9 protein-coding genes are annotated in these 12,891 nt (G+C 65.0%); 5 read left to right on the top strand and 4 right to left on the bottom strand.

Annotated features, from left to right (window positions below; genetic code table 11):
- Positions 1 to 22 precede the first annotated feature (22 nt).
- Positions 23 to 1,027 carry a tetratricopeptide repeat protein gene (locus tag EPO50_RS29470; protein ID WP_296350305.1) on the top strand — a complete coding sequence of 335 codons (1,005 nt, stop codon included), beginning with the start codon at positions 23 to 25 and terminating at the stop codon, positions 1,025 to 1,027.
- Positions 1,028 to 1,030: 3 nt separating this feature from the next.
- Here EPO50_RS29470 and EPO50_RS29465 read toward each other — a convergent pair whose 3' ends face one another.
- Genes EPO50_RS29465 through EPO50_RS29450 form a run of 4 tightly spaced genes read right to left on the bottom strand, consistent with a single transcriptional unit; the run spans position 1,031 to position 7,892 of the window.
- Positions 1,031 to 1,828: an alpha/beta hydrolase gene (locus EPO50_RS29465; protein ID WP_296350304.1), complete on the bottom strand. Its 798-nt coding sequence runs from the start codon at positions 1,826 to 1,828 to the stop codon at positions 1,031 to 1,033.
- A 55-nt stretch (positions 1,829 to 1,883) separates the two neighbouring features.
- The gene (locus EPO50_RS29460; RefSeq protein ID WP_296350302.1) at positions 1,884 to 3,431 is read right to left on the bottom strand and encodes an efflux transporter outer membrane subunit; all 1,548 of its coding nucleotides are present in this window, start codon (positions 3,429 to 3,431) and stop codon (positions 1,884 to 1,886) included.
- Positions 3,428 to 6,595 (bottom strand): CusA/CzcA family heavy metal efflux RND transporter, encoded by a 3,168-nt coding sequence (locus tag EPO50_RS29455; RefSeq protein ID WP_296350300.1) that lies wholly within the window; start codon positions 6,593 to 6,595, stop codon positions 3,428 to 3,430. The genes EPO50_RS29460 and EPO50_RS29455 overlap by 4 nt, the downstream gene beginning before the upstream one ends.
- A gap of 52 nt (positions 6,596 to 6,647) precedes the next feature.
- Complete coding sequence (locus tag EPO50_RS29450) at positions 6,648 to 7,892, bottom strand: efflux RND transporter periplasmic adaptor subunit (RefSeq protein ID WP_296350299.1); 1,245 nt, start codon at positions 7,890 to 7,892, stop codon at positions 6,648 to 6,650.
- A gap of 121 nt (positions 7,893 to 8,013) precedes the next feature.
- On the opposite strand from EPO50_RS29450, the gene EPO50_RS29445 reads away from it, so the two are divergent.
- The 4 genes from EPO50_RS29445 (at position 8,014) to EPO50_RS29430 (ending at position 12,885) form a co-directional block, all read left to right on the top strand.
- The gene (locus EPO50_RS29445; protein WP_296350297.1) at positions 8,014 to 8,694 is read left to right on the top strand and encodes a response regulator transcription factor; all 681 of its coding nucleotides are present in this window, start codon (positions 8,014 to 8,016) and stop codon (positions 8,692 to 8,694) included.
- Positions 8,691 to 10,043, top strand: a complete 1,353-nt coding sequence (locus EPO50_RS29440; RefSeq protein ID WP_296350295.1) for an ATP-binding protein — start codon at positions 8,691 to 8,693, stop codon at positions 10,041 to 10,043. The genes EPO50_RS29445 and EPO50_RS29440 overlap by 4 nt, the downstream gene beginning before the upstream one ends.
- Positions 10,044 to 10,126: 83 nt before the next feature.
- Positions 10,127 to 12,088, top strand: coding sequence for an AMP-binding protein (locus EPO50_RS29435; RefSeq protein ID WP_296350293.1), 1,962 nt, complete (start codon positions 10,127 to 10,129; stop codon positions 12,086 to 12,088).
- A 5-nt stretch (positions 12,089 to 12,093) separates the two neighbouring features.
- Positions 12,094 to 12,885, top strand: a complete 792-nt coding sequence (locus EPO50_RS29430) for an ABC transporter ATP-binding protein (RefSeq protein ID WP_296350291.1) — start codon at positions 12,094 to 12,096, stop codon at positions 12,883 to 12,885.
- Positions 12,886 to 12,891: the final 6 nt, after the last annotated feature.

Here is a 12,891-nt window from a genome sequence, read left to right as displayed (position 1 = left end):
GCCCTTGTGTCAGATTGGTGCCATGCAACGTCGATTGGTGCAGTTGTTTGGGCTTTTTGCCGCCACCCTTGCCTTGTCCGGCGAGGCCGTGGCGCAGCGCAATGCTGTCGAGTCGTGGGACCCCTCTTCGCGGGACTTCTCGCTGGGCGGTCCCTCTGGTGGTTCTTCGGGGGCGGACACCAGCCGCAACGCCACGCTCGACTCGCTGAACAAGATCCTGTCGGCCTCGCAGCTCTCGGCGCTGGACCGTTCGATGTATCTCAGCATCCGTGCATTCCAGCTCAGCCGACTGGGCCGGGAAGCCGACAGCCAGAAGGACATTGCCGAGATGGGAAGGGTCCTGCCTTCCGATTGGCAGGTCGTGATGTCGCTGGCCATGCCGAGCCTGGCTGGCGGCGGAGACCGCGCCGCCGCGTTACGCATTCTCGACAGCGCGCTGGCGCGCAAGCCCGGCGATCCCTCGCTGATGATCGCCCAGGCTCAGGTCTACATGCAGATCGCCGACTTCCCGCGCGCACTTGGCCTGCTCGACCTCGCCCTGGCCAGCGCGAAGACCGAGGGTGAGCGCCGTTCGGCGGCGTTCTTCCGCGGCCACGCCAACTTCAATCTCGGCAACTACACGCAGGCCGCCGACGACTTCAACGCGTCGCTGGAGGGTCGCCCGACCTTCAAGTCGAAGATAACGCCGCTTCTCTGGCGCTACGCTGCCCAGGTCCGCGCGCGGCGCGATGCCCGCACGGCGCTGGCGAAGGAAATCGGCGCCGAGAGCCTGAACGAATGGCCCGGCCCGATCGTGCGCTTCCTTCTGGGCAAGGGCACGTCGGGCGAACTCGAAGTCGCTGCCGAGTCCGACGAAGCCGCCAAGCGGAGCAACGGCAAATGCCCGGCTGCCTTCTTCATCGGCATGGATGCGGTACGCCGCGGCGACAAGCAGAAGGCCCGCGAGCAGTTCCAGCTCGCCCAGGCGCGTTGCCCGACGGTGTCGGAGATGAACTGGGCCGCCTCCAGCGAGTTGAAGCGGCTCTAGGCGTTAGCCCGCCAGCGCCAAGGGCGCGATGAAGCGGGCGATTTCGGAGAGAACGTAGGCGGGTTGCTGCAGGTGCGGGCTGTGTCCGCAGTCGGCGACCAGCCTCGTTTCGCAATAACCGCCGACCTTGCCGGCGATGATGCCGAGCTGCAACTCGCTGCCGTACTCGTCGTCTTCGCCCTGGATCGCCTGCAGCGGCACCAGCACGCCGGGCAGCCGGCCGTTGGCATCCATCGGCGCGAAGCCCGGCGCCACCCAGGCGTCGGACCAGAGATGGAAGGCACGGTCGACATTGTCGCCGTGATATTTGGTCAGCCGTTGGCGCAGGTCACCCGACGCGAAGGCCTCGCGGGCTTTCTGGATTGCCGCGACACAGACCGGTTCGTTGATCGCGTGGGCAGCCAGGGTCACGACGGCACGCAAGGGCTCGGGATCGCGGGCGGCATAGTTCAAGGCGATCGTGCCGCCATCGCTGTGGCCCACCAGGACGCAGTCATCGATGGCCAGCGCTGCCAGCAGACGCGGCATTACGTCGTCAGCCTCGATCTCCATATAGCGAAGGCCCGGATCGGACGGCCAGGGGCTCGACTGACCATAGCTGGTGCGGTCGTAGACGATGCCGTGGCAGCGCGTGGCGTCGCAGAGTTTCTGCGGGAAGTCGCGCCACATCTCGATGCAGCCCAGCCCTTCGTGCAGAAAGACGAGCGTAGTGCGTTCCAGCCCATCATCCTGGGTGGGCGACAGGCGACGCACACGCAGGCGGCGGTCACCGAGATCGATCAGTTGGTCGTCGAGGCTCACACCTAAGATGTAGCCGGGACACGCCGTCGAGAGAAGACGCTATGCAGGGTCTCCGCTATCGGCGTGCAGATGAAGCTGCCGCTTGCAGCGGCGTTGCTGACGGTGGCCGACACGTCGAGCGTCCACTGGCCGCAAGAGCGGCATCGCGGTTCCACCAGCCGCCACCCAGCGACTGGAACAGCGCCGCCGTGTTGGTGAGACGCGCCGCCTGCGCCTGGATGCGCGTCAGGATCGCCTGCTGATAGGTGAGTTCGGCGATCAGCACGAAGACATAAGTCGTGTCGCCGAGCTCCAGACGCTTGCGGGCGATGTTGAGGCTGGTGGCGGCTGCGCGTTCGGCCTCGACGGCAGCCTTGAGAGTTATGGCGTCGTATTCGAGAGCGTTCAGCGTGTCGGCGACGTTGCGAAAGGCGGCAAGCACGGTCGACTGGTATTGCGCATCGGCCTGCTCCAGTGCGGCCTGGGCGCCCTTCTTCTTGGCGTAGAGCGCGCCGCCATCGAGCACAGTCTGCGCGACGTTGAAACCGGCCACCGTTCCGGCGAGGCCCGAGCCGAACAACGAGTCGAGACTGATAGAGTTGGCAGTGACGCCTGCACTCAAGGTGATCTGCGGGAGCTGGTTGGCGATCGCCACACCGACCAAGGCACTGGCGGAGTGCAGATTGGCTTCGGCGGCACGCACGTCAGGGCGTTGCTCGACCAGTTTGGACGGCAGGCTGAGCGGCAACTCGCCAGGCAGCTTGAGATCGCTGAGCTCGAAACGTTCGGCGACAGGATTGCTCGGCAGCCGGCCGGTGAGATTGGCCAGCAGGTTGCGCTGCTGCGCCAACGCCTTCTGCAAAGGTGGCAGCGTCGCTTCGGATTGCGCCATAGCGGCCTGCTGGGTGGCAACGTCCGCGCCGGGAATGGCGCCGAGCCCGGATTGCTGCGTCAGGATGCCGAGTGTCTCGCGTTGGGCCGCGATGATTCGCTTGGTCGACTCGACTTGGGCGCGTAGCGCCGCCTCGACGATGGCGGCAGCAACGACGTTGGACGCGAGCGACAGATAGGCGCCTTCAAGCTGGAAGCATTGCGCTTCAGCCAGCGCATCGAGCGATTCGATCTGACGGCGATTACCGCCCCAGATGTCGAGCGCGTAGGTGATCTGCAATCCGGCGGTGAAAAGGCCGAAGATCGTCATGGACTGGTCCGCGAGCGGCGTTTGAAGAATGGTCGCCGTCTGGTTCTGGGATCCGGCAAAACCCGCGGAGATCGTCGGGAACAGCGTCGCACGCTGGGCGCGGGCATTCAGTTGCGCGACCTTGAGAGAAGCGGCGGCGGCGCGGATGTCAGGGTTAGCCGTCAACGACCGTTCGATCAGACTGTTGAGCTGCGGCGACTGGAAGACACCCCACCACTGGCCGGGAATGTCCATGCTCTGCACGATGCGTTGCGCCTCGCCGCCTGGAATGCCGGCGGCGATGAGATCCATCTTCTGGTCGGGCAGGTAAGTCTGGGTCTTCGGCCCTTCGGGCGCGAGGAAATCCGGGCCAACCGAGCAGGCCGTCAATGCAGCCGTTGCGGCCAGCGCCGGCAATGCCTTGAAGAGAGAGTGTCGCATCATGATGCCTCCGCGACGGATGCGCGAGGAGTGGGTGGCGTGTCGGTTGCCAACAATCGGCGGCGCGAGAACAAGCCGATGGCCGCCGGCAACACCGTGAGGAAGAGCAAGGGCGCCAGCAGCGTGCCGCCAACCACGACGGTCGCCAGCGGGCGCTGAACCTGGCTGCCGATCGCCGTCGAGAAGGCGGCAGGCAGCAGGCCGACGGCCGCCGCGGCGCACGTCATCAGCACGGGCCGCAACTGCACGCTGCAGGTCTCGCGCAGCGCTGCTTCGCGCTCGCGCCCGGCATCGATCAACCGGTTGAAACACGACAGCACCATGATGCCGTTCATCGCGGCGATGCCGAACAGTGCCACGAAGCCGATGGCGGCGGAGATGCTGAACGGCATGCCGACCACGAACAGGCCGAGGACGCCGCCGATCAGCGCCATGGGGATCGCGCTGGCCGCGAGCAGCGTGTCGCGGAACGAGCCGAAGCTCATGTAGAGCAGCAAGCCGATCAGGCCGATGGCGATCGGCACAGCGACGGCCAGCCGCTGCAAGGCGTTCTTGAGGTTGCCGAACTCGCCGACCCATTCGATGCGATAGCCGCCGGGGATCTTCACCTGCTCGGCCACTTTCTGCTGTGCTTCGAGGATGGCGCTGCCAAGGTCGCGGCCACGAACGCTGAACTTCACCGGGACGTAGCGTTCCTGCTGTTCGCGGTAGATGTAGTAGGCGCCCGAGACGAGATCGACGGTGGCGACCTCGCTGAGCGGCACCTGGGTCACACCATTGCCGATCTGAGCGCCGATCTGGATACGTTTGATTGCTTCGAGATTTTCCCGGTATTTCGGCGCCAGGCGAACGACCATGGGAAAGTGCCGGTCGCTGCCGCCTTCATAGACATCGCCCGCGGCCTGGCCGCCGATGGCGGCCTGCACGGTGGCATTGATGTCGCCGGGGGCGAGGCCGTAGCGCGCGGCGCGGGTGCGGTCGATATCGATGCGGATCGTTGGCTGGCCGAGCGAGGCCGACACGGCGAGGTCGGTGATGCCCGGCACCGTCGCCAGCACTTTCTTGATCTCAGTTCCGAGCCTGGCCAGCGTCTCGAGGTCGTTGCCCGAGACCTTGACCGAATTCTCGCCCTTCACGCCGGAAGCGGCTTCCTGGACGTTGTCCTGGATGTACTGGGAGAAGGTGAACTCGACGCCGGGGAAAGCCTTCTGTAGGACGTCACTGATCTCAGCAATCAGGGCTTCCTTGTCGACACCCTTGCGCCAGCGGTCGAGACGCTTCAGCGGCACGAAGAACTCGGCATTGAAGAAGCCGGTCGAATCGGTGCCGTCGTCGGGGCGGCCATGCTGCGAGATGACGGTTTCCGCCTCGGGGAAGCTCTTGATGAGCTTACGCATGCGGTTGGCGTAGTCATTGCCGGCTTCGAGCGAGATCGATGCCGGCATGACGGCGCGGATCCACATGTTGCCCTCTTCGAGCTTGGGCAGGAACTCGAGTCCGATCGTGCTGCCCGCCATTACAGCGAGCGCACCGGCGCCGAGGCCGGCTGCCAGCGTAACGCGGCGGCTGGCCAGGACGACATCGCGCAGTCTCGCGTATCCGCGGCTCAGCAGACGCATGGCGCGCGTCTCGGCGTGGGCGACCTTGTCTGGCAGCAGGAGTGCGGCGAGGGCAGGCGAGACCGTGAAGGTGGCGATCAGGCCGCCCAGCAGCGCATAGGCATAGGTCCGTGCCATCGGCCCGAAGATGTGGCCTTCGACCCCCGACAGGGTGAAGAGGGGCAGGAAGCCCGCGATGATGATGGTGGCGGAGAAGAAGATCGCCTGCGTGACTTCGGTCGAAGCGTGAAAGATCGTCGCGAGCTTGCCGGTGAGGCCGGCCGGCGTGGGGCGTCGGTAGTTTACCGCCGGTCCGTGGCTCGCTTGGGCGAGGTGACGGAAGATGTTCTCGACCATGATGACCGTGGCATCGACGATGATGCCGAAGTCGATCGCACCCATGGAAAGAAGATTGGCTGACTCGCCGCTGAGCACCAGGATGACCACGGCGAAGAGCAGGGCGAAGGGAATGGTGGCCGAGACGATCAGAGCGCTGCGCAGGTCGCCGAGGAACAGCCACTGGATCAGGAAGATCAGCACCACGCCCATCACCATGTTGTGCAGCACGGTATGGGTGGTGACCTCGACCAGGGCGCTGCGGTCGTAGATCCGCTCGATGCGGACGCCCGGCGGCAGGATATTGCCGTTGTTGATCTTGCCGACCTCTTCCAGCACGCCAGTCAGCGTCGGCATGGTCTCCGCGCCACGCCGCATCAACACGATGCCCTGGACGATGTCGTTGTCGTCGTTTTGGCCGGCGATGCCGAGCCGTGGCTGGTTGCCCACCGTGACGGTGGCCACATCGGAAACCAACACCGGTGCACCGTCGCGCACCGTCAGCATGGTGTTGCGGATATCGTCCATCGACCGGATCTGGCCGACGCTGCGCACGATCGCCGACTGCGAGCCGATATTCACGGTGTTGGCGCCGACATTGATGTTGGCGTTGTTCAGTCCGTCGAGCACCTGTTTCAGGGTGAGCCCGTAGGCCATCAACCGGTCGAGATCGACGGTGATGTCGTAGGTCTTGGTCTTGCCGCCCCAGCCGGTGACATCGGTTACGCCCGGTATCGCCTTGAAGCGGCGCTGCAGGATCCAGTCCTGCACCGTTTTGAGATCGGCCGACGAATAGCCGGGCGGGCCAACCAAGCGATAACGGAAGACTTCGCCGATCGGACTGGTCGGCGACAATATGGGCTGCGCGCCGTTGGGCAGCGGGCCGAGCTGCGACAGGCGGTTGATCACCATCTGCGAGGCCTGCTGGTAGGTCACGTCGTAGGTGAACTGCACCTTGACGTCGCTGAGGCCGAACAGGGAGACGGTGCGGATCGCCTGGACATAGGGCAGGCCCGCCATCTGGATCTCGATCGGGATCGTGATGTAGCGCTCGATCTCCTCCGATGACTGGCCAGGATTCTGCGTGATGATGTCGACCAGCGGCGGCACGGGGTCGGGATAGGCTTCGATGTTCAGCCGCGCATAGGCAAACAGGCCGGCGACCGCGAGGACTCCGCTCAGGATGACAACCAGAATGCGTTGCCTGAGAGCGGCGGCGATGAGGGACTGCATGGAACGATCGCCGTGCTGGAGAGCGCCGGGGCCGGCGGGGCCCGGCAGGCCGTCAGTCGCGCTTGGCTGCGCGATCGATGAATAGCGTGCCGCTCGTCACCACGGTCTCGCCGGGCTGCAGGCCCTTGCGCACTTCGACGAGGCCGTTGGAGGTTGTGCCGACCTCGATGGGGCGGGAGACGATGGATTTGTCGCCGGAGCGAGCGACCCAGACGCGGGCATTGGCGCCTTCGTAGACGATGGCCTCCTGTGGCACGGCCGGCATGGTCTGCGGCGCGCCGGTGACGATGCGGAAGCTCGCGAACATCTCGGGCATCAGCTCGCGACCTGCATTGGTGATCTCGGCGCGCACCGGAAGGCGGCGTGTGTTGGGATCGAGTGCCGGCGCGACGTAGCTCAGCTTCGCGTCGAAGGTCCGGCCCGGATAGGCGAGTACGGAAACCTCGACCGGTGCGCCGACTTTCATCCGAGGGGCATCGGATTCGCGGACATTGGCGATCAGCCAGACTTTCGAGAGGTCGCCGATGTTGAACACCGGATCGGTCGCACCGGCATTGATGTATTGGCCGAGGCCGATCTTGCGCTGGATCACGGTGCCGTCGATCGGGGCGGACACGATGGTCTCGGCACCAATGCGGTCGACCTTTTCGAGCTGCTCGATCTCGGTGTCGGAGCGGCCGAGGATGCGCAGCCGGTTGCGCACGGCGGCCAGCGCGATATCGGCTGACCTGAGATCGCCTTGCGCGGCGACGAGGTCGGACTGAGCCTGTTCGAGGTCCTTCAGCGCGCCGCCGCGGATCGACAGCAGTTCCTTCTGCCGCTTCTCGGCAGTCTGCGCGAGGACAAGCTTCGAACGCGCCTTCTCGACGCCGGCGACGGCAGTCACGAGATCGTTCTGTCCTTGCACGAATTCGCTCGCCTCGATGGCGAAGAGTGGTGCGCCGCGTTCGACATGATCGCCGGGCTTGGCGATCAAGCGCGTGACGCGGCCGGAGTAGGGCGAGAAGACCGGCGTCGTGGTGTCCTCGTTGATGCCGATCTTGCCGTCGGTCGCACGCTCCTCCCGGAAAGCCACCGGCTTCACCGTCTCGAAGCGGAGACCGGACCATTGCGTGTCGCTCGGCCGGAACGTGCCATCGGCCTCGACGATGATGACGGGCCGCATCAGGGCGTTGCTGGGCTGCGTGTCGACCGTCCAGACCGCGGCCAGCGACAGGGCAACGACGCTGGCGCCCGCGAACCACAGTCGGTGGTGGCGCAGGCGGGCAGTCAGGGAAAGGTCGGCCGGAGAGGTCATGAGGCGACCGTAACCAGTGCACATTACGTGCACCTGACGGTTGCCAACGAGGGCAGAGCGCCACCGGCAAACCGGCGTGCTAAGGTCGGCTCGATGCAATTGCGTTCCGGGAGGACGTGCGATGAGGGTCCTTCTCGTCGAGGACAATGCCGAACTCGTTACGCTGCTGGTCAAAGGGCTGGGGCGCAGCGGGTTCTCTGCTGATTCTGTCGACAACGCCGGAGATGCCGTCCATGCGCTCGCCGCGATGCGCTATGCCGCGGTCGTGCTCGATCTCGGCTTGCCCGACGAAGACGGGCTTTCCCTGTTGCGTGGCCTGCGTGGCCGCGGCGATTCGACACCAGTCCTTGTGCTGACGGCACGCGACGGCGTTTCCGACCGGGTCAACGGACTTAGGGCCGGCGCCGACGATTATCTCGCAAAGCCCTTTGCCATGGAGGAGTTGGTGGCGCGGCTGCAGGCGCTGCTGCGCCGCCCCGGCAACATGCTTGGCCGCCGTCTCACCTTCGGCAACGTGTCACTCGATACCGAAGGGCGGCAAGTCCTGGTCGATGGCACCGTGCGGTCCTTCCCGGCGCGCGAGACGGCGGTGTTGGAGATCCTCTTGCGGCGCGGTGGCAACGTGGCGCCCAAGCGCCTGTTCGAGGATCAGCTCTTCGGCCTGTCGGGCGATGTCGGGTCCAATGCGGTCGAGGTCTACGTCCATCGGCTGCGCAAGATGTTGGCGGATTGCGGCGCCACGGTGAAGGTCCACACGGTGCGCGGCGTCGGCTATCTGCTTGCCGAGGAAAAGGCCGGGTGAGTCGCTTCCGCTCGATCATCTCCCGCGTCGTCGCACTCCATGTCGTCGCGGTCGCCATCACCTCGATCCTGATGCCGCTGGCGCTCTACTGGCTTCTGAATCAGGCCGCCAACAATCTCCATCGCGATGCGTTGCGCAGCCAGGCGCTTACCATTGGCAGTTTCCTCCGGCCGACGCCAACAGGCAGCGTCGAGTTCGATATTCCGACCGAGGCGCTGCCCCTCTACTCCGGCGAGTATGCGCTCTATTCCTATGCGGTCCTCGATTCCAAGGGCAAGGTGCTGTTCTCCTCGCGGGACGACGGCCAGCCACTTTTTGCTTCGATCGATCCGTCGTCGAGCGAATGGTTCAACCGACGGCGGCACGGTGGCGCAGTATTGTTCGGTGTCAGCGTTCCGCGCGCCGTCGGCGATCGCCTGTACTGGATCCAGGTTGGCCAGGACCTCACGCATCGCGACGTCATCATCGACGATATCGTCACTTCGTTTATTCCGCGCGTCGCCTGGATCACCTTCCCGATCCTGCTGCTGCTGCTCTTGATCGACATCGTGATCTTCCGTCGCGCCCTCGATCCGGTGCGCCGGGCCTCGACCACGGCGGCCGCGATCGGGCCGACCAGCACCGACATCCGCCTGCCCGAAGCTTCCATGCCAGCCGAGGTCGTGCCGCTGGTCCATGCCGTCAATCAGGCTCTGGAGCGGCTCGAGGCCGGCTTCCGGGTGCAGCGCGAGTTCACTGCCGACATGGCGCACGAGCTGCGCACCCCCCTTGCCATCATGCGGGCGCGCGTTGACACGATGGATGCTGGACCGCTCAGGCACTCGCTGCAGACCGACATCGTCAACATGACGCGTACTGTGAACCAGGTGCTCGACATCGCCGAGCTCGAGGCCTTTGTCGTTCGCGCCGACTCCAAGGCCGACGTTCACGCCGTTTGCGCTGACGCCGTGGGCTTCATGGCGCCGCTCGCCGTGAGCAGTGACAAGACGATCGCGCTGACCGGCGTCGGGGAGCCAGTGTGGGTGCGCGGTCATGCCGAGGCGCTGTTCCGGGCGGTGCGCAATCTCGTCGAAAACGCCATTCGACATACGCCCCGGGGCGGTTCGATCGAGGTCGATGTCGCGGCCGACGGCACGGTGCGCGTGCTGGACGACGGCCCTGGCGTGCCGGTGGCAGAGCGACAGTCGATCTTTTCGCGTTTCTGGCGCAGGGATCGGACCAAGGCTGACAGCCGTGGGCTGGGCCTCGCCATCGTGGCGCGGGTGGCCGCCGCCCACGACGGCAGCATTTCGGTCGATGACCGCCCCGGTGGCGGCGCCAGGTTCACCTTGAGGCTCTGCTTGGCTTGACCGGTGCGAATTGCCTGTGGCTATCTGCCTGACGGAACTGCCGCACAACGAGACGAACGGCAGGCCGCGGGAGTGCTGTGGGAATGACCGACGACGGCGCCATTGCCGGAACCCAGGCTCGGGACACGTTTCCCAAGCTGTTGGCGGAGCTTGCCCGGACGCGGGGTGACCGGCCGGCTTACCGGGAGAAGGAATACGGCATCTGGCAGACCCATGACTGGGCGCATGTCGCGGCCGAGATGCGCCTGCTCGCCGCCGGCCTCGCCGATCTCGGTTTTCGACGCGACGACCGGTTGATCGTGGTCGGCGACAACCGGCCGAGGCTCTATTGGTCGATGTGCGCGGCGCAGTCGCTGGGCGGCGTGCCGGTGCCGGTCTACCAGGATTCAGTTGCCGACGAACTCGCCTACGTCGTCGAGCATGCCGGCGCGCGTTACGCGCTGGCCGAGAACCAGGAGCAGGTCGACAAGCTCCTCGAGATCCAGAAGAAAGTGCCGTCGCTGGAGACGATCTTCTACGTCGATCCGCGTGGCATGCGGCACTACGAGGGCCTGCTCTCCTACGCCGAGGTGCAGGCACGTGGCGAGAAGCGCCTCGCCGCTGCGCCCGATATGGTTTCGGCCGAGGTTGCCAAGGGCAAGGGCAGCGATGATGCCATCATGCTCTACACCTCGGGCACGACCGGCCGGCCGAAGGGCGCGGTGCTGAGCTACGACAATCTCGTCTGGGCCGCCGAAGCCGGTGCAGCCTTCGACGGGCTGAAGGCCGGTGACGAGCTGCTCTCCTACCTGCCGATGGCCTGGGTCGGCGATCACATTTTCTCCTACGCGCAGGGCTATGTGGTCGGGCTGGTCGTGAACTGTCCTGAATCGGCTTCGACCGTGATGACCGACCTGCGCGAGATCGGACCGACCTACTATTTTGCGCCACCACGGGTGCTCGAAAATCTGATCACCCAGGTGACGATCCGCATGGAGGACGCAGGGCTGCTAAAACGCCGCCTGTTCCACTTCTTTATGGGCGTGGCCCGCCGGGTCGGTCCGGCGTTGCTCGATGGCCGGCCCGTCTCGATCGGTGACCGGCTGCTCTATTGGCTCGGCAATCTGATGATCTATGGCCCGCTCAAGAACACGCTGGGCATGAGTCGCGTGCGCGTGGCCTACACCGCGGGCGAAGCCGTCGGGCCGGAGATCTTCAACTTCTATCGCGCCCTGGGCGTGAACATGAAGCAGCTCTACGGCCAGACCGAGGCCTCGGTGTTCGTCACCATCCATCCCAATGGCGAGGTTTTTCCCGACACGGTCGGCAAGCCGGTTTCCAAGGTCGAACTCAGGATCGCCGAGTCGGGCGAAGTGCTCTACCGCAGCCCCGGCGTGTTCAAGGAGTATTTCAAGAATCCCGAGGCGACCAACGACGCCAAGACCGCCGACGGCTGGGTCCATACCGGCGACGCGGGCTATCTCGACGAGCGCGGCCATCTGCGCATCATCGATCGCGCCAAGGACGTCGGGAAGCTGAACGACGGCACGCTGTTCGCGCCGAAGTTCATCGAGAACAAGCTGAAGTTCTTTCCGCATATCAACGAAGCGGTGGCGTTCGGCGACGGCCGCGATTTCGTCGCCGCCTTCGTCAATATCGACATGATTGCGGTGGGCGATTGGGCAGAGCGGCGCAATATCGCCTATGCGAGCTACCAAGAACTGGCGGCACGACCGGAGGTCTACGACCTGATCCAAAGTGAGGTCGAGCAGGTGAATCGTGACCTCGCCGCCGACCCGAGGATGGCTGGCGCGCAGATCCGCCGCTTCCTGATCCTGCACAAGGCCCTCGAAGCCGACGACGGGGAGCTGACGCGCACCAACAAGGTGCGACGCGGCTTCATTGGCGAGCGTTACAAGGCGCTGGTCGATGCGCTCTACAGCGCCGCCAAATCGGCGCATATCGGGGTCGATGTCACGTTCGAGGACGGCCGCAAGGGTCGGATCGAGGGCGATGTTGCTATCCGCGACCTTGCCCCGCATCCGGCGCTCAGGAAGGCGGGTTGACGGCGATGGCCGAGCGTACGCGTTCCTTCACCGAGGTGCTGCTGTCGGTCGAAAATATCAGCCTGTCGTTCGGTGGCGTGAAGGCGCTGACCGACATCAGCTTCGACATCCGGAAGGGCGAGATCCGCGCCATCATCGGCCCCAACGGTGCTGGCAAGTCGTCGATGCTGAACTGCATCAACGGCTTCTATCACCCGCAACAAGGCGCCATTACCTACAAGGGTGTGCGGCGCAGTCAGATGCGGCCGCACGAGGCGGCAGAGCAGGGCATCGCCCGCACCTTCCAGAACATCGCGCTGTTCCGCGGCATGTCGACTCTCGACAACATCATGACCGGACGCAACCTGCGCATGAAGACCGGCCTTTTCTGGCAAGCACTCCATTTTGGTCCGGCGCGACGCGAGGAGATCGAACATCGCAAGGCGGTCGAGGAAATCATCGACTTCCTCGAGATCCAGCACATCCGCAAAGTGCCCGTCGGCCGGCTTCCTTATGGCTTGCAGAAGCGGGTCGAGCTTGGCCGCGCGCTTGCCGCCCAGCCTGAGCTTCTGCTGCTCGATGAACCGATGGCCGGCATGAACATCGAGGAGAAGCAGGACATGTGTCGCTTCATCCTCGACGTGAACGATGAGTTCGGCACGACGATCTGCCTGATCGAACACGACATGGGCGTGGTCATGGACATCTCCGACCGCGTCGTGGTGCTCGATTACGGCAAGAAGATCGGTGATGGCGTGCCCGACGAGGTCAAGAGCAACCAGGCCGTCATCGACGCCTATCTCGGCGTCAGCCACTGAGTGGAG

The sequence above is a fragment of the Reyranella sp. genome, from assembly GCF_004297405.1.
Taxonomy (GTDB): domain Bacteria; phylum Pseudomonadota; class Alphaproteobacteria; order Reyranellales; family Reyranellaceae; genus Reyranella.
Note: the sequence above shows the minus strand (reverse complement) of the source record. Positions and strands in the feature narration are given on the sequence as shown.

Bases quoted from the DNA above. Each gene is read 5' to 3' on its own strand.
- EPO50_RS29455 (WP_296350300.1), bottom strand. From the start codon at position 6,595: ATGCAGTCCCTCATCGCCGCCGCTCTCAGGCAACGCATTCTGGTTGTC.
- EPO50_RS29450 (WP_296350299.1), bottom strand. From the start codon at position 7,892: ATGACCTCTCCGGCCGACCTTTCCCTGACTGCCCGCCTGCGCCACCAC.
- EPO50_RS29435 (WP_296350293.1), top strand. From the start codon at position 10,127: ATGACCGACGACGGCGCCATTGCCGGAACCCAGGCTCGGGACACGTTT.
- EPO50_RS29430 (WP_296350291.1), top strand. From the start codon at position 12,094: ATGGCCGAGCGTACGCGTTCCTTCACCGAGGTGCTGCTGTCGGTCGAA.
- EPO50_RS29470 (WP_296350305.1), top strand. From the start codon at position 23: ATGCAACGTCGATTGGTGCAGTTGTTTGGGCTTTTTGCCGCCACCCTT.
- EPO50_RS29445 (WP_296350297.1), top strand. From the start codon at position 8,014: ATGAGGGTCCTTCTCGTCGAGGACAATGCCGAACTCGTTACGCTGCTG.
- EPO50_RS29460 (WP_296350302.1), bottom strand. From the start codon at position 3,431: ATGATGCGACACTCTCTCTTCAAGGCATTGCCGGCGCTGGCCGCAACG.